This window comes from Sediminibacterium sp. GW821-FHT12F12 (assembly GCF_058806635.1).
The window spans coordinates 64,922-90,040 of sequence record NZ_JBXAPW010000001.1 but is presented as its reverse complement, the minus strand read 5'-3'; the positions used below and the strand labels follow the sequence as shown (position 1 = coordinate 90,040).

19 protein-coding genes are annotated in these 25,119 nt (G+C 46.0%); 7 read left to right on the top strand and 12 right to left on the bottom strand.

Features of this window, described 5'->3' with window-relative positions; translation table 11 throughout:
- Nucleotides 1-228: 228 nt before the first annotated feature.
- Nucleotides 229-654 (top strand): IS200/IS605 family transposase, encoded by a 426-nt coding sequence (tnpA, locus tag AC1RNB_RS00365; RefSeq protein ID WP_493079711.1) that lies wholly within the window; start codon nt 229-231, stop codon nt 652-654.
- 242 nt (nt 655-896) lie between these two features.
- On the opposite strand, the gene AC1RNB_RS00360 is transcribed toward tnpA, so the two are convergent.
- Complete coding sequence (locus AC1RNB_RS00360; protein ID WP_493079709.1) at nt 897-4,256, bottom strand: vitamin B12-dependent ribonucleotide reductase; 3,360 nt, start codon at nt 4,254-4,256, stop codon at nt 897-899.
- A gap of 403 nt (nt 4,257-4,659) precedes the next feature.
- On the opposite strand from AC1RNB_RS00360, the gene AC1RNB_RS00355 reads away from it, so the two are divergent.
- Complete coding sequence (locus tag AC1RNB_RS00355) at nt 4,660-5,415, top strand: phosphoglycerol geranylgeranyltransferase (RefSeq protein ID WP_493079708.1); 756 nt, start codon at nt 4,660-4,662, stop codon at nt 5,413-5,415.
- A gap of 246 nt (nt 5,416-5,661) precedes the next feature.
- Here the strand turns inward: AC1RNB_RS00355 and AC1RNB_RS00350 are convergent, their stop codons facing one another.
- The 3 genes from AC1RNB_RS00350 to AC1RNB_RS00340 all read right to left on the bottom strand — a co-directional run bounded on the left by AC1RNB_RS00350 (nt 5,662) and on the right by AC1RNB_RS00340 (nt 8,893).
- The gene (locus tag AC1RNB_RS00350; protein ID WP_493079706.1) at nt 5,662-6,960 is read right to left on the bottom strand and encodes a M28 family metallopeptidase; all 1,299 of its coding nucleotides are present in this window, start codon (nt 6,958-6,960) and stop codon (nt 5,662-5,664) included.
- Between the two features lie 126 nt (nt 6,961-7,086).
- Nucleotides 7,087-7,818 (bottom strand): LytR/AlgR family response regulator transcription factor, encoded by a 732-nt coding sequence (locus AC1RNB_RS00345; RefSeq protein ID WP_493079705.1) that lies wholly within the window; start codon nt 7,816-7,818, stop codon nt 7,087-7,089.
- Nucleotides 7,819-7,840: 22 nt separating this feature from the next.
- Nucleotides 7,841-8,893, bottom strand: a complete 1,053-nt coding sequence (locus tag AC1RNB_RS00340; RefSeq protein ID WP_493079703.1) for a sensor histidine kinase — start codon at nt 8,891-8,893, stop codon at nt 7,841-7,843.
- Between the two features lie 191 nt (nt 8,894-9,084).
- Between AC1RNB_RS00340 and dxs the strand changes: the two genes are divergently transcribed.
- Complete coding sequence (gene dxs, locus AC1RNB_RS00335; RefSeq protein WP_493079702.1) at nt 9,085-11,019, top strand: 1-deoxy-D-xylulose-5-phosphate synthase; 1,935 nt, start codon at nt 9,085-9,087, stop codon at nt 11,017-11,019.
- 75 nt (nt 11,020-11,094) lie between these two features.
- Here the strand turns inward: dxs and AC1RNB_RS00330 are convergent, their stop codons facing one another.
- The 3 genes from AC1RNB_RS00330 to AC1RNB_RS00320 all read right to left on the bottom strand — a co-directional run bounded on the left by AC1RNB_RS00330 (nt 11,095) and on the right by AC1RNB_RS00320 (nt 13,383).
- Nucleotides 11,095-11,955, bottom strand: coding sequence for a segregation and condensation protein A (locus AC1RNB_RS00330; protein WP_493079701.1), 861 nt, complete (start codon nt 11,953-11,955; stop codon nt 11,095-11,097).
- A gap of 181 nt (nt 11,956-12,136) precedes the next feature.
- Complete coding sequence (gene mscL, locus AC1RNB_RS00325) at nt 12,137-12,586, bottom strand: large-conductance mechanosensitive channel protein MscL (RefSeq protein WP_493079699.1); 450 nt, start codon at nt 12,584-12,586, stop codon at nt 12,137-12,139.
- 50 nt (nt 12,587-12,636) lie between these two features.
- Nucleotides 12,637-13,383 (bottom strand): PPK2 family polyphosphate kinase, encoded by a 747-nt coding sequence (locus tag AC1RNB_RS00320; protein WP_493079697.1) that lies wholly within the window; start codon nt 13,381-13,383, stop codon nt 12,637-12,639.
- Nucleotides 13,384-13,454: 71 nt separating this feature from the next.
- Here AC1RNB_RS00320 and AC1RNB_RS00315 point away from each other — a divergent pair, with 71 nt between their 5' ends.
- Complete coding sequence (locus AC1RNB_RS00315) at nt 13,455-14,321, top strand: DMT family transporter (RefSeq protein WP_493079696.1); 867 nt, start codon at nt 13,455-13,457, stop codon at nt 14,319-14,321.
- Nucleotides 14,322-14,349: 28 nt separating this feature from the next.
- Nucleotides 14,350-14,715 carry a nucleoside triphosphate pyrophosphohydrolase family protein gene (locus AC1RNB_RS00310; protein WP_493079694.1) on the top strand — a complete coding sequence of 122 codons (366 nt, stop codon included), beginning with the start codon at nt 14,350-14,352 and terminating at the stop codon, nt 14,713-14,715.
- Nucleotides 14,716-14,784: 69 nt separating this feature from the next.
- Here AC1RNB_RS00310 and frr read toward each other — a convergent pair whose 3' ends face one another.
- The gene (gene frr, locus AC1RNB_RS00305; RefSeq protein ID WP_493079693.1) at nt 14,785-15,348 is read right to left on the bottom strand and encodes a ribosome recycling factor; all 564 of its coding nucleotides are present in this window, start codon (nt 15,346-15,348) and stop codon (nt 14,785-14,787) included.
- Between the two features lie 168 nt (nt 15,349-15,516).
- Here frr and AC1RNB_RS00300 point away from each other — a divergent pair, with 168 nt between their 5' ends.
- Entirely contained in the window at nt 15,517-16,359 is an 843-nt protein-coding gene (locus AC1RNB_RS00300) for a transketolase (RefSeq protein WP_493079691.1), read from the top strand.
- Nucleotides 16,360-16,472: 113 nt separating this feature from the next.
- Here AC1RNB_RS00300 and AC1RNB_RS00295 read toward each other — a convergent pair whose 3' ends face one another.
- Both AC1RNB_RS00295 and rbfA read right to left on the bottom strand, forming a co-directional pair.
- Entirely contained in the window at nt 16,473-17,687 is a 1,215-nt protein-coding gene (locus AC1RNB_RS00295) for an FtsX-like permease family protein (RefSeq protein ID WP_493079689.1), read from the bottom strand.
- Nucleotides 17,688-17,777: 90 nt separating this feature from the next.
- The gene (gene rbfA / locus AC1RNB_RS00290; RefSeq protein WP_493079687.1) at nt 17,778-18,152 is read right to left on the bottom strand and encodes a 30S ribosome-binding factor RbfA; all 375 of its coding nucleotides are present in this window, start codon (nt 18,150-18,152) and stop codon (nt 17,778-17,780) included.
- A 63-nt stretch (nt 18,153-18,215) separates the two neighbouring features.
- Between rbfA and AC1RNB_RS00285 the strand changes: the two genes are divergently transcribed.
- A complete protein-coding gene (locus AC1RNB_RS00285) occupies nt 18,216-20,036 on the top strand; it encodes an ABC transporter ATP-binding protein (RefSeq protein WP_493079686.1) in 1,821 nt (606 codons plus the stop codon).
- 586 nt (nt 20,037-20,622) lie between these two features.
- On the opposite strand, the gene AC1RNB_RS00280 is transcribed toward AC1RNB_RS00285, so the two are convergent.
- Nucleotides 20,623-21,588: a TraR/DksA family transcriptional regulator gene (locus AC1RNB_RS00280; RefSeq protein ID WP_493079684.1), complete on the bottom strand. Its 966-nt coding sequence runs from the start codon at nt 21,586-21,588 to the stop codon at nt 20,623-20,625.
- A gap of 6 nt (nt 21,589-21,594) precedes the next feature.
- Nucleotides 21,595-25,095 carry an isoleucine--tRNA ligase gene (gene ileS / locus AC1RNB_RS00275; RefSeq protein WP_493079683.1) on the bottom strand — a complete coding sequence of 1,167 codons (3,501 nt, stop codon included), beginning with the start codon at nt 25,093-25,095 and terminating at the stop codon, nt 21,595-21,597.
- Between the last annotated feature and the right edge of the window lie 24 nt (nt 25,096-25,119).

Here is a 25,119-nt window from a genome sequence, read left to right as displayed (position 1 = left end):
AATTAGAAAGGTTGAAATTTTCACTGAAATAAATAAAAACAGAAGTCCAGACAATGTATTAAAAGATGGAGCAGCTGTTAGTTTTGCCACGCGCTTCAGCGCGTGGAATACAATCTAATAGACACACAACTGGGACTTTAGTCCCGAGTATTCCGTTTTAATAGCTACACAATCAGGTATAAATACCCTAACACTATAGTCTAATTATTTTCTTGCTTTACAAAAAAAATGCCTTTCACAAAAGTTTGTATTCATTATGTATGGTCTACCAAAAACAGGGAACCTGTTTTAACCAAGCCCTTGCGTTCTCTTTTATTTGATCATATCAGAAAGAATGCAAATGAAAGAGAGATCTTCATTGACTGCCTGAATGGCTATTCAGACCATATTCATTGCATGGTCTGGCTAAAGCCCACACAGACTATACATGAGATAGCCAAACTACTGAAAGGCGAATCGGCTCACTGGTTTAATAACAGATCGGGAATCAATCATGTAAAATTGTATTGGCAGGATGAGTACTTTGCTGTGTCAGTAAGTGAATCGTTGATACCAAAACTGAGAGCATATATTGACAATCAGGAAAAGCATCATCAAAAAAAGAGTTTTCAGAAGGAATATGAGGAGTTTCTGGAAAAATTCAACTTTAGTTAAAAGGCATCCGCGGGACTAAAGTCCCTGATAAGGTTCATAGTTAGCCTCCATCCACGCGCTGAAGCGCGTGGCAATAAAGCATATCCCCTACTATCAAGATGGTCAGGCAAGAAAATGTACTCATTGTATCGGTCAACATCTCATCCCATTTTTTTTTCATGTCCAGAACATAAAAAAAACCGCTCCTGAGTGGAGCGGTTGGTATAGTTGATATTTCTGATCATTTAATTATGCCGGATCGATTAAGAACAACCCATGCTATTACCACAGTTCAGACATTTGTAACAGGTACCGCTACGAATGGTGATATGTCCGCAGGTATTACAGGCCGGTGCATCGCTCTGCATGTTTTTGGCGGCAGCATTTACGGCACTCATACCATTGTCTTCGTTAACGGCTGCCCGCTGCAGTTTCTGGGGTTGTGGCGCTGCGGCGGTATTGGCAGATGGCGCAGTTACGCGGATACTGCTCAGCTCAGGCTTTCCCAAAAAAGTAGCGTCTCCTTCATCCCCCTCACCCGTATTACCGATGCTGGGTTTATCCAGTACATGCACCAGGTCGGTTCTGCCTAAATATTCAAATGCCAGGGCACGGAATACAAAGTCAACCAGGGAAGTAGTGGTTTTGATATTCGGATGGTCTACCATACCGGATGGTTCGAACTTGGTAAATACAAATTTCTCTACGAACTCTTCCAACGGAACACCATATTGTAAGCCTACAGAGATCGCAATGGCGAAACAGTTCATAAAGCTTCTCAGCGTAGATCCTTCCTTGGCCAGGTCTATAAAGATCTCACCCAAAGTGCCATCCCCATATTCACCGGTACGCAGGAAGATCACCTGTCCGCCGATCTTTGCTTTCTGTGTAAAACCACGGCGTTTGGCCGGTAATGATTTCTTCTCCACAATACCAGACAGTGCCCGTTTGAACTTGGTATCGGTAGAAGCCTGCATGCGCTTCTGCACTTCTTCCAGTAATTCGTCAACGGTTAATTTGCTCAGGTCTACAATATTAGACGCTTCAGCTACCGGTTCTTGTGTAGTATCGGCAGTAGCTTCTGTTTCACCTGCTTTCTTTTTCTTGTCTGATTTGTTGCTCAGTGGCTGGCTCAATTTAGAACCATCGCGGTACAGGGCATTTGCTTTCAGACCCAGCTGCCAGCTCAGCAGATAACAATCCGAGATCTCTTCTACAGTTGCTTCGTGCGGCAGGTTAATGGTTTTGGAAATGGCGCCGCTCAGGAATGGCTGGCAGGCGGCCATCATACGGATATGTCCGTAAGCATGAATATATCTTTCGCCTTTTTTACCACACTTGTTGGCGCAGTCAAATACAGGTAAATGTTCTTCTTTCAGGAAAGGAGCCCCTTCAATGGTCATGGTTCCGCACACATAATCGTTGGCTGCATCTATCTGCTCTTCTGTAAATCCTAAAGCTTCCAGCAGGCTGAAGTTCCAGTCGGCATATTGCTCTTCCCTGAAACCTAAACGCTGCATACACTCATCACCCAGGGTAAAGCGGTTAAAGATGAAACCGATCTCAAACGCTGATTTGGCAGCACCATTCAGTTTCTCGATCTCCTGCTCTGTAAATCCTTTTTCGCGCAGCGAAGTAGGGTTTACAAATGGCGCTCCTTCAAAACTGGCAGCACCTACAGCATATTTCTCAATGGCTTCGGCCTGTGCAGGATTGTAACCGAGATTACGCAATGCCTGTGGTACAGACTGGTTAATAATCTTGAAATAACCGCCACCACTTAATTTCTTGAATTTCACCAGGGCAAAATCAGGTTCCACACCGGTAGTATCGCAATCCATTACCAGACCAATGGTTCCGGTTGGTGCAATCACCGTGGTTTGTGCATTACGGTAACCGTATTTTTCACCCAGCTGCACGGCATCATCCCATGCTTTGGTGGCTGCTTTCAGGATATAGTCCGGACAGTATTGGGCTTTAATACCCTGTGGTTTGATTTCAATGCCGGTATAGGCATCTTCTGCATCGTAAGCAGCAGCACGGTGGTTGCGCATTACACGCAGCATATCTTCCTTGTTTTCTTCGTACTTATCAAAAGCACCGAGGAAGCTGGCCATTTCGGCAGATGTTTTATACGCTACACCGGTCATGATAGCTGTGATCGCACCGGCAATACCGCGGGCTTCTTCACTATCGTAAGGAATGCCGCTTACCATCAGCATAGAACCGAGGTTGGCAAATCCAAGACCCAGTGTACGGTAATCGAATGATAACTGCGCTACTTCTTTGGATGGGAACTGCGCCATTAACACAGAGATCTCCAGTACAGTGGTCCACAAACGGGATGTATATTCAAATCCTTCTACGTCGAAAATGTTATTTTCTTCTGTATGGAATTTACGCAGATTGATGGAAGCCAGGTTACAAGCCGTATTATCCAGGAACATATACTCTGAACAAGGGTTGGATGCATTGATCCTTCCGCCTTTCGGACAGGTATGCCATTCGTTGATCGTGGTATCATACTGTGTACCGGGATCTGCACAACGCCATGCGGCATAAGAGATCTGCTCCCATACTTCGCGGGCAGGAATTTTTTTCATCACACGGCCATCGGTACGTGCTTTCAGTTCCCAATCGCCGTTTTCTTCGAGTGCTTTGAAGAAAGAGTTAGGGATCCGTACAGAGTTATTGGAGTTCTGTCCGGAAACCGTTGCATACGCTTCGCCTTCATAACTGTTATCATAACCGGCTTCTACCAGCGCCGCTACTTTTTTCTCTTCACCTACTTTCCAGTTGATGAATTCCATGATCTCGGGGTGATCCAGGTCCAGGCAAACCATTTTGGCCGCCCGGCGGGTTGTTCCGCCACTTTTAATGGCACCTGCCGCACGGTCACCTATTTTCAGGAAGCTCATCAGTCCGCTCGAACTGCCACCGCCTGATAATTTTTCGCCACCGCCACGGATCTGGGAGAAATTGGTACCCACACCTGAACCGTATTTAAAGATCCGGGCCTCGCGGGTCCACAGATCCATAATACCACCCTCGTTCACCAGGTCATCATTCACGCTCAGGATAAAACAGGCATGTGGCTGTGGACGCTCGTAGGCGTTGGTTGATTTCTTTAATTTTTTGTCTTTGGGATCTACGTAATAGTGTCCCTGCGGTTTACCCGTAATACCGTAACTCTCGTGTAAACCGGTATTGAACCACTGTGGTGAGTTAGGTACACAGGCCTGGTTCAGGATACTATATACCAGCTCATCATAAAATACCTGGGCATCGTTTTTAGAGGCAAAATAGCCATAACGCTCGCCCCATACACGCCAGCAATTGGCCATACGGTGTGCTACCTGCTTTACACTGGTTTCCCTGCCAACCGACCCATCCGGCTGGGGTACTCCCGCTTTACGGAAATATTTCTGGGCGAGGATATCCGTCGCAATCTGACTCCATTGCTTCGGCACCTCCACATTGTTCATTTCAAAAACTTTTTCCCCGTTGGGATTTTTGATCACGCTGTCGCGGTAATCATATTCAAACATGTCAAAGGGACTAACATCGTCCTTTGTAAAGCGGCGACTGAATTGTAAGCCTTTGGAAGCGCGAGGGTTAGACATAACGCAGGTATATTTTATGGGTTGTTGGTAAATGCCCCCGGCATTAACGGTTGGGTTAAGCGGTTGACGAAAATATCCTTCCTTTCGGCATTTTAAACTTGTAAATATTAACAGGTTGTGGATAAGGAATTGGGAATATTTCACAGCCCAAATCCCTGCTGGATTTGCGGGAATGTTAACAGGTGTAGAAAAGAATTTTTACCCAAAAGGCTTGTGAAACCATTATTTTTTCGTAAATGAGAATAGTTAAACAAACCCTTTACGGGAGGTTCCCGGCCGGCCTCTGCCTGCACAAATCGGCCAGAATGGCTTATCTTTCCCATCTATATCGAAACAGCAGGCCAATAAGCCGTTGTAAATAAAAACTTTTCTGCATTTTTGCAGCAGTACCTATCCTTACTGAATGAAGCAGGCATTGTATCATCAATTTGAGACCAACAAAAAATCGGGCAAAAAATCCTTTGCTGTTCTGATCGACCCCGATAAGGTCGATAATGAAAAGATCGATCAATTGCTCACCCTGGCCACAGAAGCCAAAGTGGACTATTTTTTTGTTGGCGGCAGTCTGGTTATTTCCAGTCATCTTGACGAATGTATCCAGCAGATCAAAGCCGATTCCAATATACCTGTACTGCTCTTCCCCGGATCACCCTCCCAGGTAAGTAAATATGCAGATGCACTTTTATATCTTTCCCTCATATCGGGCCGTAACCCGGAATTACTGATCGGGCAGCATGTAATCAGTGCTCCTTTTGTAAAAAAGAGCGGACTCGAGATCATGCCCACCGGTTATATGGTCATAGATGGCGGGGCACCCACCACGGTGTCCTATATTTCGAATGCAACCCCCATTCCCGCCGATAAAAATGAAATTGCCATGTGTACCGCCATGGCGGGAGAAATGCTCGGCATGAAGCTCATATACATGGATGCAGGCAGTGGCGCCAAACGCCCCATTACCGAAACCATGATCGAAAAAGTGGCGCGCAACATAGAAATCCCTCTCATCATCGGCGGTGGCATCACCGAACCCGAAAAAGCTTACCGCAACTGCAAGGCAGGAGCCGATGTGATCGTGGTAGGCAATGCCATCGAAAAAGATCCTTCCCTCATCAAAGAGATCAGTAACGCGGTGCATAGTGTGCCGGTGAATGCGTGAGGCATCAATCGTGAGACGTGAGACGTGAATCGTCAGTCGTGAGAGGGAGTAATTAGCAATTAGTAGTTAGTAATTTATGGGTAAGCATAAAAAAGGGGTGGGATTAAACAAGTTTGTTTAATCCCACCCCTTTTTCGTTCGCCTAATTTACTATTCACCATTGACAATTCGCGACCGACATCTCTCTACTCACCACTCACGACTGACGACTGACGATTCACGTCTCACGATTCACGCCCCCTGCGCTCATCTCAGGCTCGAAGTATCCACCCGCGAAGGCGTTTCCTTTCCGCTCACAATTCCTTTGGAACTCAGGGCAATGGCTTTGATGATCATGGCCATGTTCTCCATATCCAGGGTGCCGATCTCGTCACTCGCTTTGTGGTAATTGGGTTCGCTGTCCATTTTGGAAGTGGAAATGGTATGGGCAGGTACACCCAGTCTTGCCAGGGTAGCATTGTCTGAGCGGTAAAACAGATTCTGTGTGGTATAGGGATCAGGATAAAAGGTAAAATCGGTTCCCTCCAGGTTGCCCTGCAGGATCTTTCCCATATCGGTTTTTTCATAGCCGGTAATATAGGCCGAGTTCCTGCCCCACTTGCTTTCGGTTCCGATCATTTCAATATTGAACATCGCTTTTACATCTTCGGGATTGTATTGCTTCGAAAAATAAGTGGCGCCATAACCACCTACTTCTTCCGCCGTAAAGGCTGCAAAAATCAGGGTGCGCTCATTATTTTTCAATTCTTTAAAATATTTGGCCAGCATAATCACAGCCGTAGTACCGGCAGCGTCATCATTGGCACCATTGAAAATAGAATCTGTTAGTACATTACCCTGGCGGTCTTTACCCATCACACCCAGGTGATCGTAATGACCGGAGAAGATCACATATTCATTCTTTTTGCTTTTACCGGGAATAACACCCACCACATTGGCCAGCTTCATTTCGGTGAATTCATGTTTGGCTTCAACTGTAAAACGGGCAGGTGTTTTGGCTGCCAGTACAAATACCACACTGTAGTCGGATTTGTACAGCTGTGATTTAAAACGGGTAAGTCCATTATAGGTTTTGGCAAAACTGGTATCTACCAGCACAAAAAGATTTTTATTGGCGTTGATATGTTTGCGTGCTTCTGTCATGAAGTTGGCACCTGCCTTAATCTGTACGGTTTCATAACCGGATTGTTCATTGATCTGCAGGTTCTCTTTGCTCGTAAACACGATTACATCCCGCGTGTCAACTGAAACCCCATCAAATGTGCAGCTGGCGCTGATGAACTTAGGGCGTACCATGACAAAAGACTGCAGGTAACTGCCGCTGTTGTTCACGGTTTGCAAACCAATGGCTTTAAACTCGTCTGCAATAAAAGCGGCTGCTTTTTCTATACCGGGCGTGAATGTTCGGCGGCCCTGCATATCATCGGCAGAGAGTATGCGCTCAATTCTTTCAACTTCTTTGGCATTGATGATCGTTTCGGCCTTTTGTGCAAAAGCGGTGGCGGTAAAGGAAACCAGTACCAGCAGGGAGGAGATTTTTTTCATAATAGTTTGAGATGGGTCGGGACGCTAGAGCGGCCTGACCGATAAAAAGAAAACGTTAGTAATAAAAAAGAATATACACCATTGAGAAAGAAAAAGTGCCAAACAATCAACTGTTTGGCACCTGTATTATAAACTCATCATTTCTTTGAATTTTACCGTTTGCCTGCGGCTCACTTCTATTTTTTCTCCACCCTTCAGATCTACCAGCAACCCACCGTTAAAATAAGGTTCAATTTTTTCGATCCAGCGGAGATTGATGATATGTTTCCTGTTGGCACGGAAAAACATTCTGTCGTCCAGCCTTTCTTCCAGTGCATTCAGCGATTTCAGGATCAGGGGCTTGTGGGTACCAAAAAACACTTTGGCATAGTTACCCACGCTTTCAAACAAACGGATCTCGCCCAGTTTTACAAACCAGCAGCGTTCCCCGTCTTTTACAAATACCTGGTCAAACTCGGTCAGCGGACCACGGTTCATCCCGTTAATGCCCACGTTCTCTTTGAAAATCTCGGCCTGCAGTTTCTGAATGGCATCGGCCAACCGTTTGGGCTCGATCGGTTTTAAAAGGTAATCCAGTGCATTTACTTCGAATGCCTTGATGGCATATTCATCGTATGCGGTGGTAAAGATCACTTTGGGTGCTTTTTCCACTTCGGCCAACAGGTCGAAACCGGTTTTGCCGGGCATCTGGATATCCAGGAAAATAAGATCCGGGTTCAGCGTTTCAATTTTCTCAATACCATCATCCACATTCGCCGCTTCCTCGATCACTTCAATATCTGCATGGTCCTGCAACAGTTTTTTTAACTCGTTGCGTGCCAGCCTTTCATCATCAATAATAATTGCTTTAATTGCCATACTACTAATTTATGAATAGAATTTAAGAATGCAATTCCTGTACAGGCATTTTTACGCTGGCTTCTACCATATTCTCCCCCGTATTTCGGATGTCGAAAGAAGATTTGCCACCAAATAAGAGTTTCAGCCTGTTACGGGTGCTGCTGATGCCAAACCCGTCACCATTGCCGGTATCATCCAACCTACCTGTGTTCTGAACAATCAGTTCATGGTGGTTATCGCGGTAATCAGAGATCACACGGATCAGTCCACCACCCTTCTGTTTACCAATACCATGTTTAATGGCATTCTCTACCAGCGTCTGCAGCATCATGGGCGGAACCGGCTGATCAAGGGTATCCTCGTCAATATCATATTCTATCTGTAACCGGTCTTCAAAACGGATATGTTCCAGTGCCAGATAGTCTTTTACAATATTCAGTTCCCGCTCAAAAGGTACGGTTTCCATTTTCTCGGCCTGCATACTGCTGCGCAGGATATTGCTCAGCTCGGTAATAGCGGTACGGGCCCTTTCAGGGTTCTCATCTACCAGGGCACGGATGCTGTTAAGGGCATTAAAGATAAAATGGGGATTGATATGCGATTTGATGGTCTTCAGCTCGAGCTCTTTTACCAGGCTTTCCAAACGGGCTTTCTGGATCTCGGTTTTGGAACCCAGGTCAACATAATGCCATATATAATACGCAGAAAACCAAACTAAAACAAGGGGAGAATCGAGGATCAGGTTATAGAGGAATCGTTTTTCTACCGATACCTTGATCTTGGGATCATACATTTTCAGGAACTCCACAATGGCACTATTGGCCAGGTTGAAGAGGATAATGATACTTAACACAGTGATAATCAATAACCACCATTTCTGCACCTGTATGGGCGGACGTAGTTTTAACCGTACAATCAGCTCACGCAGTAAATGTGTAAAAGTTAAACCGATCAGGATAGTAATGGCAATCCGGGGGTAGAGGATATTGTTGGTTTTGTTCTCGAAAATGAATGCAAAGAACACCATGGTTAACCCATAGAACAACCAGCCACCTAACTGGCAAGTCCAGTATAATGAAGATTTACTTCTCATGTTGGAACAAATATAGAGGGAAACACAGCCCCAAACACCCCGAAATTTGATTAATGGCAAAATCTGCCTCTGTTTGGCAGAAATTAATGTTTTCTACCGCCGAACCATCGGGTTTGTTCTATGTTTCTATACCAGTGTGGCTACTGGCTTAAGCAGGAAAAGCCTATTTTTACATCTTAAAAACCATCTGCATGCAGATAAACGCCGGTCCCTTATTACAATCGGTTAACAACCCAAACGACCTCAAAAAACTCAGCCGCGAGCAGTTACACCAGGTTTGCGATGAGCTTCGCCAGTACATTGTAGATGTGGTAAGCGTGCATGGCGGCCATTTTGCAGCCAGTTTGGGCGTGGTAGAACTGTCTGTGGCCCTTCACTACGTGTACAATACTCCTTATGATCAATTGGTATGGGATGTGGGCCACCAGGCTTACGGCCATAAGATCCTGACCGGCCGGAGGGATAATTTTGTTACCAACCGCAAATACAAGGGCCTGAGCGGTTTTCCGAAACGCAGCGAGAGCGAATATGATACATTCGGGGTTGGACACTCTTCTACTTCCATCTCAGCTGCCCTCGGTATGGCCATTGCCGCCAGATACAAGGGAGAAAACCGAAAATCCGTAGCCGTGATCGGTGATGGATCCCTGACGGCCGGCATGGCTTTCGAAGCCATGAACCATGCGGGTGTAGCCGATAGCGATGTACTCATTATCCTGAATGATAACTGCATGAGCATCGACCCCAATGTGGGTGCTTTGAAAGAATACCTCACGGATATCAGCACTTCGCCTACCTATAACAAAATGCGCGACGAGATCTGGAACCTGATGGGCAAATTACCCGTAGGCAAGAATTTTACCCGCGAAATGGCGAGTAAACTGGAAGGCAGTCTCAAAAGCGTGGTAACCAAAAGCAGCAATCTCTTCGAAGCCTTACAGATCCGTTATTTCGGCCCGATAGACGGCCATAATATCACCAAACTGGTAGATACCCTCAACGACCTGAAAAAGATCCCGGGCCCTAAACTGTTACACATCGTAACCGTGAAAGGAAAAGGTTATTCGCTGGCTGAGAAAGATCAAACCAAATGGCACGCTCCCGGACTGTTTGATAAAGTGACCGGTGAAATCTTCAAGAAAAAGATCGACAGTCCGCAACCACCCAAATACCAGGATGTATTCGGCCATACCATGATTGAACTGGCAGAAATGAACCGCAGCATCATGGGAGTTACACCCGCCATGCCCAGTGGTTCTTCACTGAAATTCATGATGGATAAAATGCCCAACCGCGCTTTTGATGTAGGTATCTGCGAACAGCATGCCGTTACAGTAAGTGCCGGACTGGCCACACAGGGTCTGCGTGTATTCTGTAATATTTATTCTTCTTTCATGCAAAGGGCCTACGATCAGGTGGTGCATGATGTAGCCATTCAGAAATTACCCGTGGTATTCTGTCTGGACCGTGCCGGTTTGGTAGGCGAAGACGGACCAACCCACCATGGCTGTTACGATATTCCTTATATGCGTTGTATCCCCAATATGGTGATCAGTGCACCGATGAATGAACAGGAATTGCGTAACCTGATGTATACCGCTCAGCTGGAAAAAAACACCTACCCGTTTGTGATCCGCTACCCCAGGGGCGAGGGTACTATGCCGGAGTGGAGAACTGCATTTGAAGAATTGCCGATTGGTAAAGGAAGAAAATTAAAAGATGGGGAAGAGATCGCCATCCTGAGTTTCGGGCATCCGGGCAATTTTGCCCAGGCAGCCATCCGCGAGCTGAGAACACAGGGCATTAACCCTGCACACTACGATCTGCGTTTTGTTAAACCGATAGATGAAGACCTCTTACACGAAGCTTTCCGCAAATACAGCAAAATCGTAACCGTGGAAGATGGTACTGTAGTAGGCGGATTCGGTAGTGCCGTACTCGAATTCATGAACCAGCACGGGTACAAGGCCGATGTAAAGATCCTTGGTATTCCGGACAGACTGGTAGAACATGGTACCCCCAAAGAACTGCACCGCGAATGTGCCTATGATGCACAGGGTATTGCAGATGCCGTGAGAGAATTGATGAAAGACAAAGTGAGTGTTAGCACTGCTATCGCAGGATAAGCGGCTGCATACTGCATAAAAAAATCCGGCTCAGATCTGAGCCGGATTTTTTGTGCACTCATTTGAGTGAACCTATTATTCTTCGGGTAAAGAGTTGTCTTCAACATTATCTGCCACATCATCCGGTGTTGCCGTTTCGCCGATAATATCAGCATCGCCTACATTGCCTTCGGCTTCCAGGTCTTCTTCGCGGTGTTCGTTCCATTCTACAATAAAGTTGTTCATTCCCTGTCCTACCAGCAGTTTCATGAATTTCTGCTGAGACAGTTCCAGTAGGGAAAGAAATAAAAACAGGGCGTGGATCCTGTCCTGGCAAACTTCAAATACCTTTTCAAAAGAAACCGTTTTTTCTTTCTGCACAAAACCCAGCATATAATCACGGCTGCCTTCCATAGTGTAATTGTACCGCACCACGGTATGTACCGGTTTATTCTGGCGTTGCTGAACGCGTAACATTACTTTCTCAAAAGCCTTCATCAGCTTAAAGAGGGTAATATTCTGGATCTCGGTACCTTCCGAAGCTTCTTCGCCAATCAGCGAGATCTCGCGCTGGAGGTTACCCCGTTTGATCATCAGCATCCGCTCAGCTTCCATTTCGGCCATTTTGGCTGCAGCTTCCTTGAAGCGTTTGTATTCGAGGATCTTGTCTATCAGTTCCTGTCTCGGATCTATCTCGTTACCCTGCGCATCAATCTCTTTGCGTGGCAATAATAACCTTGCCTTGATCCGCATCAGGGTAGATACAAACAGGATAAACTCACTGCTCAGTTCAATATTCAGTTTCTCTCCCTGGTGTATAAAATCCAGGAAGTCATTGATGATTTTGGTGATTGGAATATTGTAGATATCCAACTCATCTCGCTCAATAAAAAACAACAGCAGGTCAAAGGGGCCCTCAAACTGGTCCAACTTGATCTGGTAACTCACATTATTCACGGGTCAAAAGCTTTAGCTGCAAAGAAAACCGAATAAGGGATAAAACGGGCAGGGGGCGGGTAATAGTTATCCACCGGGGAGGGGCGTGAGACGTGAATCGTGAGTCGGGAGATACATGACGGCCCCCGACTCACTACTCACTACTCACTACTCACTACTCACTATTCACGATTCACGAAACTTAGTCCTTCGTTTCCGCTCTTTTCAGTGAATCCCTGATTTCGGCCAGTAATTTATCGGCATTGGAAGGTTCTGGCGGAGCGGCGGGTTTGGCGGGTTCTTCCTTTTTCATCTTATTAATGGCTTTGATGACAAGGAATACGGAAAAAGCGACCACGATAAAATCGAACAGATTAGTAATAAAAGCACCATATTTTACGGCCACTTCTGCCACAGCCGGTGTAACAACGGTTCCGGCAGCATCTTTTACCTCAGCCGTGCCCGCTTTTAGCACAAGCACTTTATCATTAAAGTTAACACCACCGGTAAGCATACCCACCAATGGCATTACAATCCCATCCACAAAAGAGGTAACAATTTTGCCAAAAGAGGCTCCCATTACAAAGGCAACGGCAATATCTACCAGGTTACCCTTCATGGCAAACTCTTTGAATTCTTTCATCATGCCCATATATCAGTTTTTAGTGATTTAAAATACTACAAACAACCGAATCGTCAAAGCTATTTCTTCAAACCCGGATATTGCATTTTCAGAGAACTGAGCAGGCTGTGCAGGGCCCTGGCCACCAGGTATTCCTTATACCAGTTCTGATCAGCCGGAATGATATGCCAGGGAATCTTGTTACAGTGCGTAAAACAATCTTCATACATTTTCATATACAGACTCCATAGTTTAGCTTCTTCAAAATCCTTTTCATTGTATTTCCATTGCTTTTTGGGGTCTTTGATCCGCTCCTGCAAACGAAGCTGCTGCTCTTCAGGCGATACATGCAGGTAAAATTTGAGGATATGTGTATGGTTATGTTTTACCAGCAGGTCTTCAAAATCATTGATGGCTTTCATCCGCTCTACCGCCAGTTTATCGCTGCACCATTGATGTACCCGCGTAACCAGGATATCTTCATAATGCGAACGGTTAAAGATCTGGATCACACCCTTGGGTGGTGTGTATTTATGTATCCGCCATAAAAAATCATGGGACAATTCTTCGGGAGTAGGTGCTTTGAAAGAACGTACCCATACTCCCTGCGGATTCAGTTTACCCAGCACTTCCCTGATCAATCCATCCTTACCGCTGGCATCCATTCCCTGGATCACGATCAGCACCGCATGTTTGGATTGGGCAAAGAGCAGGTTCTGCAGATCGTCCAGTTCTGCGAGTAAAGCAGTTGTTTTGGCTTTGGTCTTTTCCTTGCTCCATCCTTTGGGTGCGCGGGTAGAAAGTTTACTGAGTTTGATGGCAGGCATAGGATTACGTTTACATAAATTTATTCCTTTGCTTTTGTAAAAACACCAACTTTGAACAAATTCATGCTGCCTTGAGAGATAAACTTATCAACTGGTCATTATTTACCATTCTTTCCCTGATCTGGGGTAGCTCCTTTATCCTGATGAAGGAGGGGATGAAAACCCTCAGCCCTTATCACGTAGCTTCTCTCCGGATCCTGAGTGCGGGGGTGGTACTGATTCCTTTTGCCCGCAAAGCCTTGTTACAAGTGCCCCGCGAGAAACTGTTTTTGGTGATCCTCTCCGGACTATTGGGCAGTTTTTTTCCGGCTTATCTTTTTTGCATTGCAGAAACCCGGATCGACAGTTCGCTGGCCGGGATCATGAATGCCTTAACGCCCCTGTTTACGATCATCATAGGGATTGCCTTCTTCCAACTGAAGGCAGGCAGACGTAAGATCATTGGTGTACTGGTGGGTTTTATCGGCCTGTGTTTACTCATCGCCCCCAAAGGTGATTTCCGTTTTGAAGATTTTTATTATTCACTGCTGGTATTACTGGCCACTGTTTTTTACGGTATCAATGTAAACATGGTGGGACGACATATGCAGGGCGTAGGCTCACTCAATATCGCTTCGCTGGCTTTTGTATTCCTGATCATACCCACGCTCATCATACTGTATTTTACCGGCTACTTTGCCCTGCCACTGCTGCATACGGAATTGATGATTTCTACCTTGGCATCTGTTGTATTGGGTGTATTTGGTACCGCCATTGCGTCTATCCTTTTTTATATGCTGGTGAAAAGGGCAGGCACCCTCTTCGCCTCGATGGTTACCTATGGCATTCCCTTTATTGCCGTACTCTGGGGTATATGGGGCGGAGAAACCATTACCCTGCTGCAGGTTGGCTGCCTGGGAATTATATTGCTGGGTGTTTACCTCGTTAACAAAAAATAAAGCTCCGCATCACTCCTAAACCAATTGTATGAAACTTGACCTCGAAAAGTTCAGGGAACTGAATGTACAAAGAGCCAAAGAAGGTTTTAAAACCTACGATAACCAACCCATTACCTACTGGACCACCGCCGTAGCCGGTGAACTGGGTGAACTCTGTAACATGATCAAAAAAACACAAAGGGTAACCATGGGTGGGGTGGATGGCGGAAGTAGTTATACCGCAAAAGACATTACAAAGAAAATGCTACAGGAAGAGATCGGTGGTATTGCGATTTACCTTGACCTGCTGGCTTCCCTGCTCGGCATTTCGCTGGAGCAGGCAATTATTCAGACATTTAATGAGAAGTCGGAAAAATATGGGTTCTCACAGTTTATCAGGGAGGGAGAGGAATAGTTGCAGGTTTCAAGTTGCAGGTTACAGGTTACGGTCAACTTGAAACCTGTAACCTGTAACCGGTAACTATTACACCGTCATAATTTCTTTCTCTTTTACCGTCAGATGCTTTTCTACCAGTGAACTATATTTATCGGTTAGTTCCTGAATGGTTTTTTCACCGTCTTTGGCGGCATCTTCGCTCAGGCCGTCTTTCTGCAGTTTTTTCACCTGCTCAATAGCATCCCTGCGGATACTGCGGATGGCTACTTTGGAATTCTCGCCCTCACCACTCGATTTTTTCACCAGTTCCTTTCTTCTTTCTTCGGTCAATGGTGGCAGGAACAAGCGCAGCTGCACCCCATCATTCTGTGGTGTGATACCGATATTGGCCTGCATGATGGCTTTTTCAATAGCCTGTAACATATTCTTTTCCCAGGGCTGGATACTGATGGTTCTGGCATCCAGCACACTTACATTGGCTACCTGGGCAATGGGGGTGGGTGCCCCATAATATTCCACATTTACCCCATCCAGCATGGTAGGATTGGCTTTACCGGCCCGGATACGGGTTAACTCCGTTTCCAGGTGTCCGATGGCTTTTTTCATGCCATCTTCGGCCTCTGCAATGATCATATCTAATTCTTCCGACATAACAAAGTGTTTAAAGTGTGGCGAAAATAATGAATAGTTTGGAGTTTGGGGTTTGGGGTTTGGAGTTTTGGGTCAGTGGATAACTCCAAAAAAACAACTCCTAACTCCAAACCCCAAACTCCTAACTTATCATTTCCCCCTATCTTCGCACCCATAATTAAAACCGTTATGGCAAGTATACAGGAGTTAAAAGACATCGCTACCCAGATGAGGCGCGATATTATAAGAATGGTGCATGGTGTACAGAGCGGACACCCCGGCGGATCGCTCGGTTGTGCCGATTACCTGACCGCCCTCTATTTTCATATCATGAAACATGATACCAACTTTTCAATGGACGGAAAAAATGAAGACCTGTTCTTTCTTTCCAACGGACATATCTCTCCCGTATTCTATTCCGCCCTTGCCCGTTCCGGTTATTTTGATGTGAAGGAGCTGGCCAGTTTCCGTAAACTGAATACCCGTTTACAGGGTCACCCAACCACCCACGAACATTTACCCGGTGTACGTGTTGCCAGTGGTTCACTGGGCCAGGGTATGAGTGTTGCCATCGGCGCAGCACTTACCAAAAAAATTAATGGCGATCATCACCTCGTTTTCTCCCTGGCAGGAGATGGTGAACTGGATGAAGGCCAGAACTGGGAAGCTATTATGTTTGCTGCTCATAACAAGGTGGATAACCTGATCGCTACCATTGACTGGAACGGACAGCAGATCGATGGACCTACTGAAAAAGTAATGTCGCTCGGTAATCTCCGTGCCAAATTTGAAGCTTTTGGCTGGAACGTTCTGGAAATGAACGGAAATGATATGGACGATACCGTTACCATCCTGAACAAAGCCAAGTCTATGACCGGCCAGGGAAAACCCATCTGTATCCTGATGAAAACAGCGATGGGTAAAGGGGTTGATTTTATGGAAGGCAGCCACGAATGGCATGGCATTGCCCCTAACGATGAGCAATTGGCCAAAGCACTGGCGCAGTTACCCGAGACACTGGGAGACTACTAATCCTATTTCTTACTGAACATACTTCGAAAGTCATCACCTTGGGTGATGACTTTTTCTTTGCGCCTCTGCGCCTTTGCGGGCAAAATTTTCTCGTAAAGGCGCAGGGCAGGTATTTAGCTTTTTAGGGAGAACAGTTGTTGCCCCGCTTTGCGGGAAGGAATCCATGCGGCGAGGATGGCGATGAATGCAATAGTGGCAACCACCAGCACAAAATCGCCGGGCACCATTTTAACGGGATAGTAATCGATGATAAATGTGTTACCGCCCAGTTTGATCAGGTGAAACCGGATCTGCAGCCAGCAGATAAATGTAGCGAGTAAGATACCACCGCCACCACCCAGCGTTGCCAGCAATACACCCTCGCTCAGAAAAATGCGCTGCACCATTTGTTCATTGGCGCCCATGGCTTTGAGTACGGCAATGTCTTTTTGTTTTTCGAGCACCAGCATGGTCAGGGCACCAATCATATTAAAAGCCGCTACTACCAGTATCAATGAGAGAATACCATAGATCACCCATTTCTCTACCTGCATAACGGCGTACAGACTTTTGTTCTGTTCATATCTTGTTTCCACCAGCAGTTCTTTACCGAGCAATACCTGTAACTGTTTTTTTACTTCATTGGGGTCGCCGGTGATTTTGATTTCCATGGCGCTGAATTCATCGGCATCCATGTTCAGCATGTATTTTACAAAACCGAGGTTCGTGAATACATATTTGTTATCAAAATCCTGCTGCACCATAAAAGTGCCTGCGGGAGCAATGCTGAATGCATTCAATCCATCATCGGCTGATAACCGGGCTGCCTGACGGTTGGGCAGGTAAATCGTAGCCGCATAAATGGGTTTTTCAACATCAATACCCGCCGCATTCTCGATGCCGGCCCCTACTACCAGTTTGGGTTCGGCAGTGGTACCCAGTTCAAATTTTCCCCGGGGAATATGTTCGGTGGTATTAATACGGTTAACAGCTGTATACTGTTCGTCAACTCCCTTTACAGAAACAATGGTTTGTAATGCCCCACTCAGTACAGCTTTCTCTTCTGCAACAAAACTGACAACGGCTACACCTTTTGTGCGCTTGAGTTGCGCTATCTGTTCGGCCGAAAAATGAAAAGTTTTACCGCGGGCGGGAACCACGCGTATATCCGCATAAAAATCTGCGTACAATCCTTTTACCAGGTCTTCAAAACCATTAAATACACTCAGCACAATGATCAAAGCCGCGCTACCCACTGCTATGGCAGTAACACTGATCCAGGCAATTACATTAATCGCATTGGTGGATTTGTTTGACCGGAAATAGCGCCAGGCGAAAAGGAGGTTCATAGAATTACGCATTAACGGATGACGGATTGGCGGATTGGGATGGCGGATGATTCAATTCCTGAATCCGCAAATCCGTTATTCGCTAATCCGCTAATTCTCCTCCCCCGGAGGTTTTTCTTGTTTGATCTGTTTAAAAATCTCTTCCATCTTAAACACATAATCCAGGGTATCATCGAGATAGAAATGCAATACAGGGATACGGCGTAACTGATGCTTTACGCGGTCGGCCAGTTCTTTTTTGATCTCCCAGGCCCTTGCTTCGATCGTTTTCATTACCGCTTTGGGATCTTTTACCTGGAACAGGCTCACATAAATACGCGCTTCCAGCAGATCGGGCGTTACTTTAACGGAGGCAATGGATACCATGCCGCCATCTATCATACTCAGGTTCAAACGCCTGAAAATATCATTCAGTTCTTCCTGCAGGGCACCTGCCACCTGTCTCTGACGCTTTCCTTCCTCCATATTCTAACATTTGATTGACTGCAAAATTAGTTACTTTGCTGCGTTTTAAAGGTTTTACATTTTATGAAGCGATTTGCCCGGATACTTTTTTACCTGAGGAGCCAGAAACGGAATATAGCACTCTATGTACTGTTCAATCTGCTCTCCATCGTATTCTCGCTGGTATCGCTGGCTATGCTGGCCCCTTTTCTGCAAATGCTGTTTGGCAAGGAAAAATTCATACAAAATGCCCCGGAACTGACGTTTTCAGCTGCCGGTGTGCTGGATTATCTCAAATATATCATCGGTAAACTGATCCAGGACCATGGAGAGATCTATGCCCTGGGGGCGATCTGTGTGATCATTATCATCTCTATTTTCTTCAAAAACCTGTTCACCTACCTCTCTTTCCGGGTATTGGCACCCATGCGGAACTATGTGATGACCAAACTCCGCTCCGACCTCTATGCCAAAATCCTGGAACTGCCCATCGGTTTTTTTACCGAACAGCGCAAAGGTGATATCATCAGTCGCATGAGCAATGACGCCAATGAAGTGGAATGGAGTGTAATGAGCACCCTCGAAGGATTGATCCGCGACCCGCTGAATATCCTCATCATCCTTGCATCGCTGGTGTACCTCAGTCCAGCTTTGTCTTTGTTCCTGTTGGTACTGCTTCCCTTAACCGGTTTCATCATTGGCCGGGTAAGTCGCTCGCTGAAAAAACAATCCACCGTATCACAGGAACAATTGGGCACATTGATGTCGATACTGGATGAAACACTGGGTGGGTTACGTGTGATCAAAGCGTTTAATGCGGAGAAGATCCTGCGCAATAAATTCTTTCATACCAATGATACGCTGAACCATATCCGTAACCGGATGAATTTCCGCCGCGACCTGGCTTCTCCCATGTCGGAGTTTATGGGGGTGCTGGTATTGAGCTGTATTCTGTGGTTTGGCGGTAAGCTGGTGCTGAGTAACCAGGTAGGACTGAGTCCGGATAGTTTTATCACTTATATCGTATTCTTCACACAGATCATCAATCCGGCCAAATCCTTATCCACTGCGTTTTACAATGCGCAGCGAGGCAGTGCCGCCATCCAGCGTATTGAAGAGATCCTGCAGGCACCATTGACCGTGACAGACAAACCGGATGCAACTGCCATCCCCGCCTTTACCAGGAGCATAGAGTTTAAGAATGTATCTTTTGCCTACGAGGATAAAGTGATCCTGAAAAATATCAATCTCGTGATTGAAAAAGGGAAAACCGTTGCATTGGTAGGTTCTTCTGGTGCCGGTAAAAGCTCACTGGCCGATCTGGTTCCGCGTTTTCATGATGTAACCGAAGGTGAACTGCTGATCGATGGTGTGAACATCAAAAATTACACTTTACATTCTGTGCGGAGCCTGATGGGTATTGTAACACAGGAACCCATTCTCTTCAATGATTCCATCGCCAATAATATAGCACTGGGGGTTGATAATGTAACCAGGGAGCAGATAGAACACGCGGCCACCGTAGCCAATGCCCTGTATTTCATCCGCCACAAAGAAGACAGTTTTGATTCCAATATCGGCGACAGGGGCAGCAAGTTAAGTGGTGGCGAAAGACAGCGCCTCACCATTGCCCGCGCCGTATTAAAAAATCCGCCGATCTTAATCCTGGATGAAGCCACATCGTCGTTGGATACAGAAAGTGAACGCCTGGTACAGGATGCCATCAATAACATGATGCAGAACCGCACTTCCCTCGTCATCGCCCACCGCCTTTCTACCATCCGTCACGCCGATGAGATCATCGTATTACAAAAAGGTGAAATCGTAGAACGCGGCAACCACGACCAGCTACTGGCGCATAATGGCATTTATAGAAAGCTGGTGGATATGCAGGAGGTGAAGTAGAATATCGAACACCGAACAGGGAATATCGAATGTCGAAGGGAAGAAATGACTGTCAGCGTTAGGGCACTATGGCCTTTGTTCTCGGTTCTATGTTCTGAGTTCTATAATCAGTTCCTTGCTCATCTGTTCATCTGTTCCCCTATACTTCGGCATTCGATATTCCCTGTTCGACATTCGACATTAAAAAGGTTCCGTTATGAGTTCTGGGTTCTGGGTTCTATGAATACTTCATCAGTTCCTTGCTCATCTGTTCATCTGTTCCCCTATACTTCGACATTCGACATTCCCTGTTCGATATTCGATATTAAAAAGGTTCCGTTATGAGTTCTATGTTCTGGGTTCTATGAATACTTCATCAGTTCCTTGCTCATCTGTTCATCTGTTCCCCCTCACTTCGACATTCGACATTCCCTGTTCGATATTCGATATTTAAAGTTGTGAGTTCAATAATATACACTCCCACTTCATCAGTTCCTTGCTCATCTGTTCGTCTGTTCATCTGTTCATTTGTTCCCTGTTCGATATTCGACATTAAAAAAGGCCCCCGATTTACTCAGAGGCCTTCCTATAAATATTTAATTTCTTCTTATTGTTGCTCCGGAGCCGGTTTTACCAGACCCAGTTTCGCTTCCAGGCTAAGGGTAGCGTGGGGCACGGCACGTAAGCGGGCTTTATCGATCAGTTTACCGGTTACACGGCAGATCCCGTAGGTTTTGTTCTCGATCCGCATCATCGCCTTTTCGAGGTGGTCGATATAAGTGATCTGGCGACTGGCCATCTGGCTCAGCTGCTCTCTTTCCATGCTCATACTGCCATCTTCCATGGTCATGTAACGGGCATCATCATTATCACCACCCATTTCATCCTTGCGGGTAATCAGGCCTTGTAAATAAGCCAGTTCTTTTTTAGCTGCTTCCAGTTTTTTGCTGATCAGATCCCTGAACTCGTTCAGGTCGCTGTCGCTGTATTTTACCAAAGGATCTCCGCTGGTTCTGGCTGCATCTGTTCTTTTTTCTAATTGGGTATATCCGGGCTGGTAAGGAACACTCGTCTTCGTGTTGATCTTAGGAACTTTTACGTCTTTGATAGGTTCGGGTTGTTTTTTTACAGGTTTCACAGGTGGAGCCGGTGGGGCTTTCACTTCTACTTTGGGTTTAACGGGTACCGGGGCTGGTTTAGGAGCTACTGGCGCTACCGCTTTGGGAGCCGGTTTAGCAGGTGCCGGAGCTACTTTTTTGGCGGGTGCCAGAGCTGGTTTGGCGGCTGGTTTAGGGGCAGGTTTTACGACTGCCTTTGGAGCTGGTTTGGCGGGTGCGGCAACTTTTTTGGGTGCTGGTTTAGGAGCAGGCTTGGGAGCCGCTTTCTTTGCCGGAACTGCTTTTTTAGGCGCAGGCTTAGGGGCAGCTTTCTTGGCCGGAACCGCTTTTTTGGCTGGTTTAGGCGCAGGCTTGGGTGCCGCTTTTTTAGCCGGTGCCGCTTTCTTAGGAGCAGGCTTGGGAGCCACTTTTTTGGCTGGTGCCGCCTTCTTTGGAGCAGGTTTCTTAGTTGGCATACAATTTTATCCTTTTTTGTTTACAACCACTTTTAACAGTTCGTCATTGATCTCAACCTCGGTCCCGCCGCTGATTTCAGGCAACCATACAATCTTATCTGCTAAAATTTCGCGGCAAATATAATCGTAATTTTTCATAATAGACTGCTTGAGGTTAGCAGGCCCAACCACGGTCACGAATATACGGTCTGTGAGGTCAAAACCGCTTTCTTTTCTGATATTTTGCACCCGGTTCACGAATTCTCTCGCATCCCCTTTTTGCTTCAGTTCATCGGTAAGGGTGATATCCAGTGCCACAGTGAGGCTACCTTTGCCGGCCACACTCCAGCCCGGTATATCTTCTACTATCAATTTTACTTCATGATTTTTTCTTATAACTACCTGATTATCATTATAATTAAATGTGTCTTGAGATGTGACTAAGAAGGCCTTGTTATCCCTAATAATGTACTTGAATTCCCCTTCTCTATTAAATTTATTCACCATATCACTATCCCAGCTTTTAATATTCTCCGCTATTGAACCAGTTGCTACCGTTGGAATATTTGCCAAGAATAATGTTTGGCTGATTGTCTTGTAATCTGGTACCTGTCTAAATTTAAGATCAAAATCATCAGAATTCATTGTCTGAATAAATTCGACATTGGTTTCATGCATGACAATCTCACGTACTTCTTTTTTCAATTGATATTTAATTTCTGAAGAACCCAATACCTGAGTAGGTTCAAAAAACTTCATTTTAGGATCAGATTCACCTGATACTAGTATTAATGCACTATAAAGTGGTTGTCTAACTTTGATGTTTTTGTCCTTCCGGATTGATAGAACCAATGAACAAACATCCTGAGCAAACATCATCATTTCTTCCAAATTCTTATCAATAACAGCTTCATTGGCCACCGGAAAATCGGCATGGTGTACAGAACTTACCTGAAACTTACCGGTTACCGCATTCAGGTTACGGAATACCGCGTCGCTGAAGAACGGAGAAATAGGGGCCATCAGTCGAACGATGGTTTCGAGACATTCGTACAGGGTCTGGTAGGCACTGATCTTATCCTGCTCATATTCTCCCTTCCAGAACCGGCGGCGGCAGAGACGCACGTACCAGTTACTGAGGTGTTCATCTACAAATTCTTCAATGGCGCGACCGGCCAGTGTAGGCTCATACTCATCCATCGAACGGGTAACCCTTTTCACCAATGTGTTCAGGGAAGAAAGGATCCAGCGGTCGATCTCCGGACGTTCTGCCAACGGTACCGGTGCCTGCTCAAAAGCAAAACCGTCAACATTGGCATAGAGGGCAAAGAACTGGTAGGTATTGTATAAGGTTCCGAAGAACTTACGCTGTACTTCCTGTATCCCTGCCAGGTCAAACTTGAGGTTATCCCAGGGTGATGCATTGGTGATGAGGTACCAGCGGGTTGCATCGGCCCCGTATTTTTCAATGGTCTCAAAAGGATTCACCACGTTGCCGAGGCGTTTACTCATTTTGTTGCCATCTTTATCGAGTACCAGTCCGTTACTAACTACCGCTTTATAAGCCACACTGTCGAACAGCATTACGCCCAGCGCATGCAGGGTATAAAACCAACCACGGGTCTGGTCAACACCTTCTGCAATAAAATCTGCCGGAAATGCCTGTCCCTTATCTATAAAATCTTTGTTCTCGAATGGATAATGCCATTGTGCATAAGGCATGGCGCCGCTGTCGAACCATACATCGATCAGGTCAGGCACCCGCTTCATCGGTTTGCCGGAAGTGCTTACGAGGATAATATCATCCACAAAAGGTTTATGCAGGTCAAGAATACCTTCGTGTAGGTAATTTTTATTGACATCACCGCCCAATACTTCATTTGCTTTGCGGATGCCCTCGTTCAGTTCTTCGATAGAGCCGATACAAACTTCTTCCTCTCCATCTTCTGTTCTCCATACCGGTAACGGCGTTCCCCAGTAGCGGCTGCGACTCAGGTTCCAGTCTACCATATTCTCTAACCAGTTACCAAAACGGCCTTCGCCCGTAGAGCGGGGTTTCCAGTTGATGGTTTTGTTCAGTTCCACCATCCGGTCTTTTACGGCTGTGGTTTTAATGAACCAGGCATCCAGCGGATAGTAGAGGATCGGTTTATCTGTTCTCCAGCAATGCGGATAACTGTGTTCGTATTTTTCTACTTTGAAAGCGCGGTTCTCTTTTTTGAGTTTTACGCTGATGTCTACATTCACATCCACGTAATCCTTCTCGTCTTTGTAATTTTTTACATAGCGGTTACTGAACTCGCCCAGACCATCCACAAATTTTCCCTGCTTATCTACCATGGTCAGGATCCCGATATTGTATTTCTTTCCTACGCGATAGTCATCTGCACCAAAAGCCGGAGCAGTATGTACGATACCGGTACCATCTTCTGTGGTAACAAAATCGCCCACAATCACCCGGAAGGGTTGCGCATCGGGAGTGATTTCTTTGATGGCTGCCAGTGAGTTGGCTTCATAAGCCAGCAGTTGTTCGTATTCACAGTTTTCAATCTGTGAGCCTTTGAATTCGGTCAGTATTTTCCAGGGCAGCAGTTTTGCTTTTTCGTCATACCCCGCAAAATCCCCGTTCTCTCCTTCCGGCTTGAAATACTTGCCCAGCAAGGCTTTGGCCAAAACCACATTTACGGGAAGATGGGTGTAGGGATTGAATGTGTTGACCAATACATAATTGATATTGGGGCCTACCGTCAGACCGAGGTTGGAGGGCAAAGTCCATGGCGTAGTGGTCCAGGCCATAAAAAATACCTCACCCTGGCCCTCTCCACTGCGTGGAGAAGGAGTGATTTCTTTGAAAAGAAATTCACTCTTCTCATTTCTGATGGCTTTGAACATGGCCACCGCACTGGTATCTTTCACATCCTTGTACGTACCGGGCTGGTTCAGTTCATGCGAACTTAAGCCGGTACCGGCTGCAGGTGAATAAGGCTGTATACTCACACTTTCGTAGAGATACCCTTTTTTATAGAGTTCACTCAGGATCCACCAAAGGGTTTCGATGTATTTGTTATCGTAAGTGATGTAGGGATCGTTCAGGTCTACCCAATAACCCATTTTCATGGTCAGCTCATCCCATTTGCCCTTGTACCGAAGCACGGCTTCGCGGCATTTCTGGTTATACTCTTCTACCGATATTTTTTTTCCGATATCTTCTTTGGTGATACCCAGTTCTTTTTCTACACCCAGCTCAATCGGCAAACCGTGCGTATCCCATCCGCCTTTCCGTTTTACCTGAAAACCCTGCATGGTTTTATAGCGGCAAACCATATCCTTCAGCGTACGCGAAATCACGTGGTGAATACCGGGCATACCGTTAGCGCTGGGAGGCCCTTCGTAAAACACGAACGGGGTCTTACCCTCGCGCAGCGAAACACTTTGCTCAAATGCCTGTCCATCCTTCCATTTGGCCAGGATCTCCTGTTCTATGGCCGGGAGGTTTAATCCGGAAAATTCTGGGTATTTAACACTCATATCCTGAAAATCGCTTGAAAAGTC

Excerpts from the sequence above, each read along its gene's own strand:
- ileS (WP_493079683.1), bottom strand. The coding sequence starts at position 25,095 with ATGAGTGTTAAATACCCAGAATTTTCCGGATTAAACCTCCCGGCCATA.
- dxs (WP_493079702.1), top strand. The coding sequence starts at position 9,085 with ATGCAGATAAACGCCGGTCCCTTATTACAATCGGTTAACAACCCAAAC.
- frr (WP_493079693.1), bottom strand. The coding sequence starts at position 15,348 with ATGTCGGAAGAATTAGATATGATCATTGCAGAGGCCGAAGATGGCATG.
- AC1RNB_RS00320 (WP_493079697.1), bottom strand. The coding sequence starts at position 13,383 with ATGCCTGCCATCAAACTCAGTAAACTTTCTACCCGCGCACCCAAAGGA.
- AC1RNB_RS00350 (WP_493079706.1), bottom strand. The coding sequence starts at position 6,960 with ATGAAAAAAATCTCCTCCCTGCTGGTACTGGTTTCCTTTACCGCCACC.
- AC1RNB_RS00295 (WP_493079689.1), bottom strand. The coding sequence starts at position 17,687 with ATGAACCTCCTTTTCGCCTGGCGCTATTTCCGGTCAAACAAATCCACC.
- AC1RNB_RS00340 (WP_493079703.1), bottom strand. The coding sequence starts at position 8,893 with ATGAGAAGTAAATCTTCATTATACTGGACTTGCCAGTTAGGTGGCTGG.
- AC1RNB_RS00285 (WP_493079686.1), top strand. The coding sequence starts at position 18,216 with ATGAAGCGATTTGCCCGGATACTTTTTTACCTGAGGAGCCAGAAACGG.
- mscL (WP_493079699.1), bottom strand. The coding sequence starts at position 12,586 with ATGGGCATGATGAAAGAATTCAAAGAGTTTGCCATGAAGGGTAACCTG.
- rbfA (WP_493079687.1), bottom strand. The coding sequence starts at position 18,152 with ATGGAGGAAGGAAAGCGTCAGAGACAGGTGGCAGGTGCCCTGCAGGAA.
- AC1RNB_RS00310 (WP_493079694.1), top strand. The coding sequence starts at position 14,350 with ATGAAACTTGACCTCGAAAAGTTCAGGGAACTGAATGTACAAAGAGCC.
- AC1RNB_RS00360 (WP_493079709.1), bottom strand. The coding sequence starts at position 4,256 with ATGTCTAACCCTCGCGCTTCCAAAGGCTTACAATTCAGTCGCCGCTTT.
- tnpA (WP_493079711.1), top strand. The coding sequence starts at position 229 with ATGCCTTTCACAAAAGTTTGTATTCATTATGTATGGTCTACCAAAAAC.
- AC1RNB_RS00345 (WP_493079705.1), bottom strand. The coding sequence starts at position 7,818 with ATGGCAATTAAAGCAATTATTATTGATGATGAAAGGCTGGCACGCAAC.
- AC1RNB_RS00300 (WP_493079691.1), top strand. The coding sequence starts at position 15,517 with ATGGCAAGTATACAGGAGTTAAAAGACATCGCTACCCAGATGAGGCGC.
- AC1RNB_RS00280 (WP_493079684.1), bottom strand. The coding sequence starts at position 21,588 with ATGCCAACTAAGAAACCTGCTCCAAAGAAGGCGGCACCAGCCAAAAAA.
- AC1RNB_RS00355 (WP_493079708.1), top strand. The coding sequence starts at position 4,660 with ATGAAGCAGGCATTGTATCATCAATTTGAGACCAACAAAAAATCGGGC.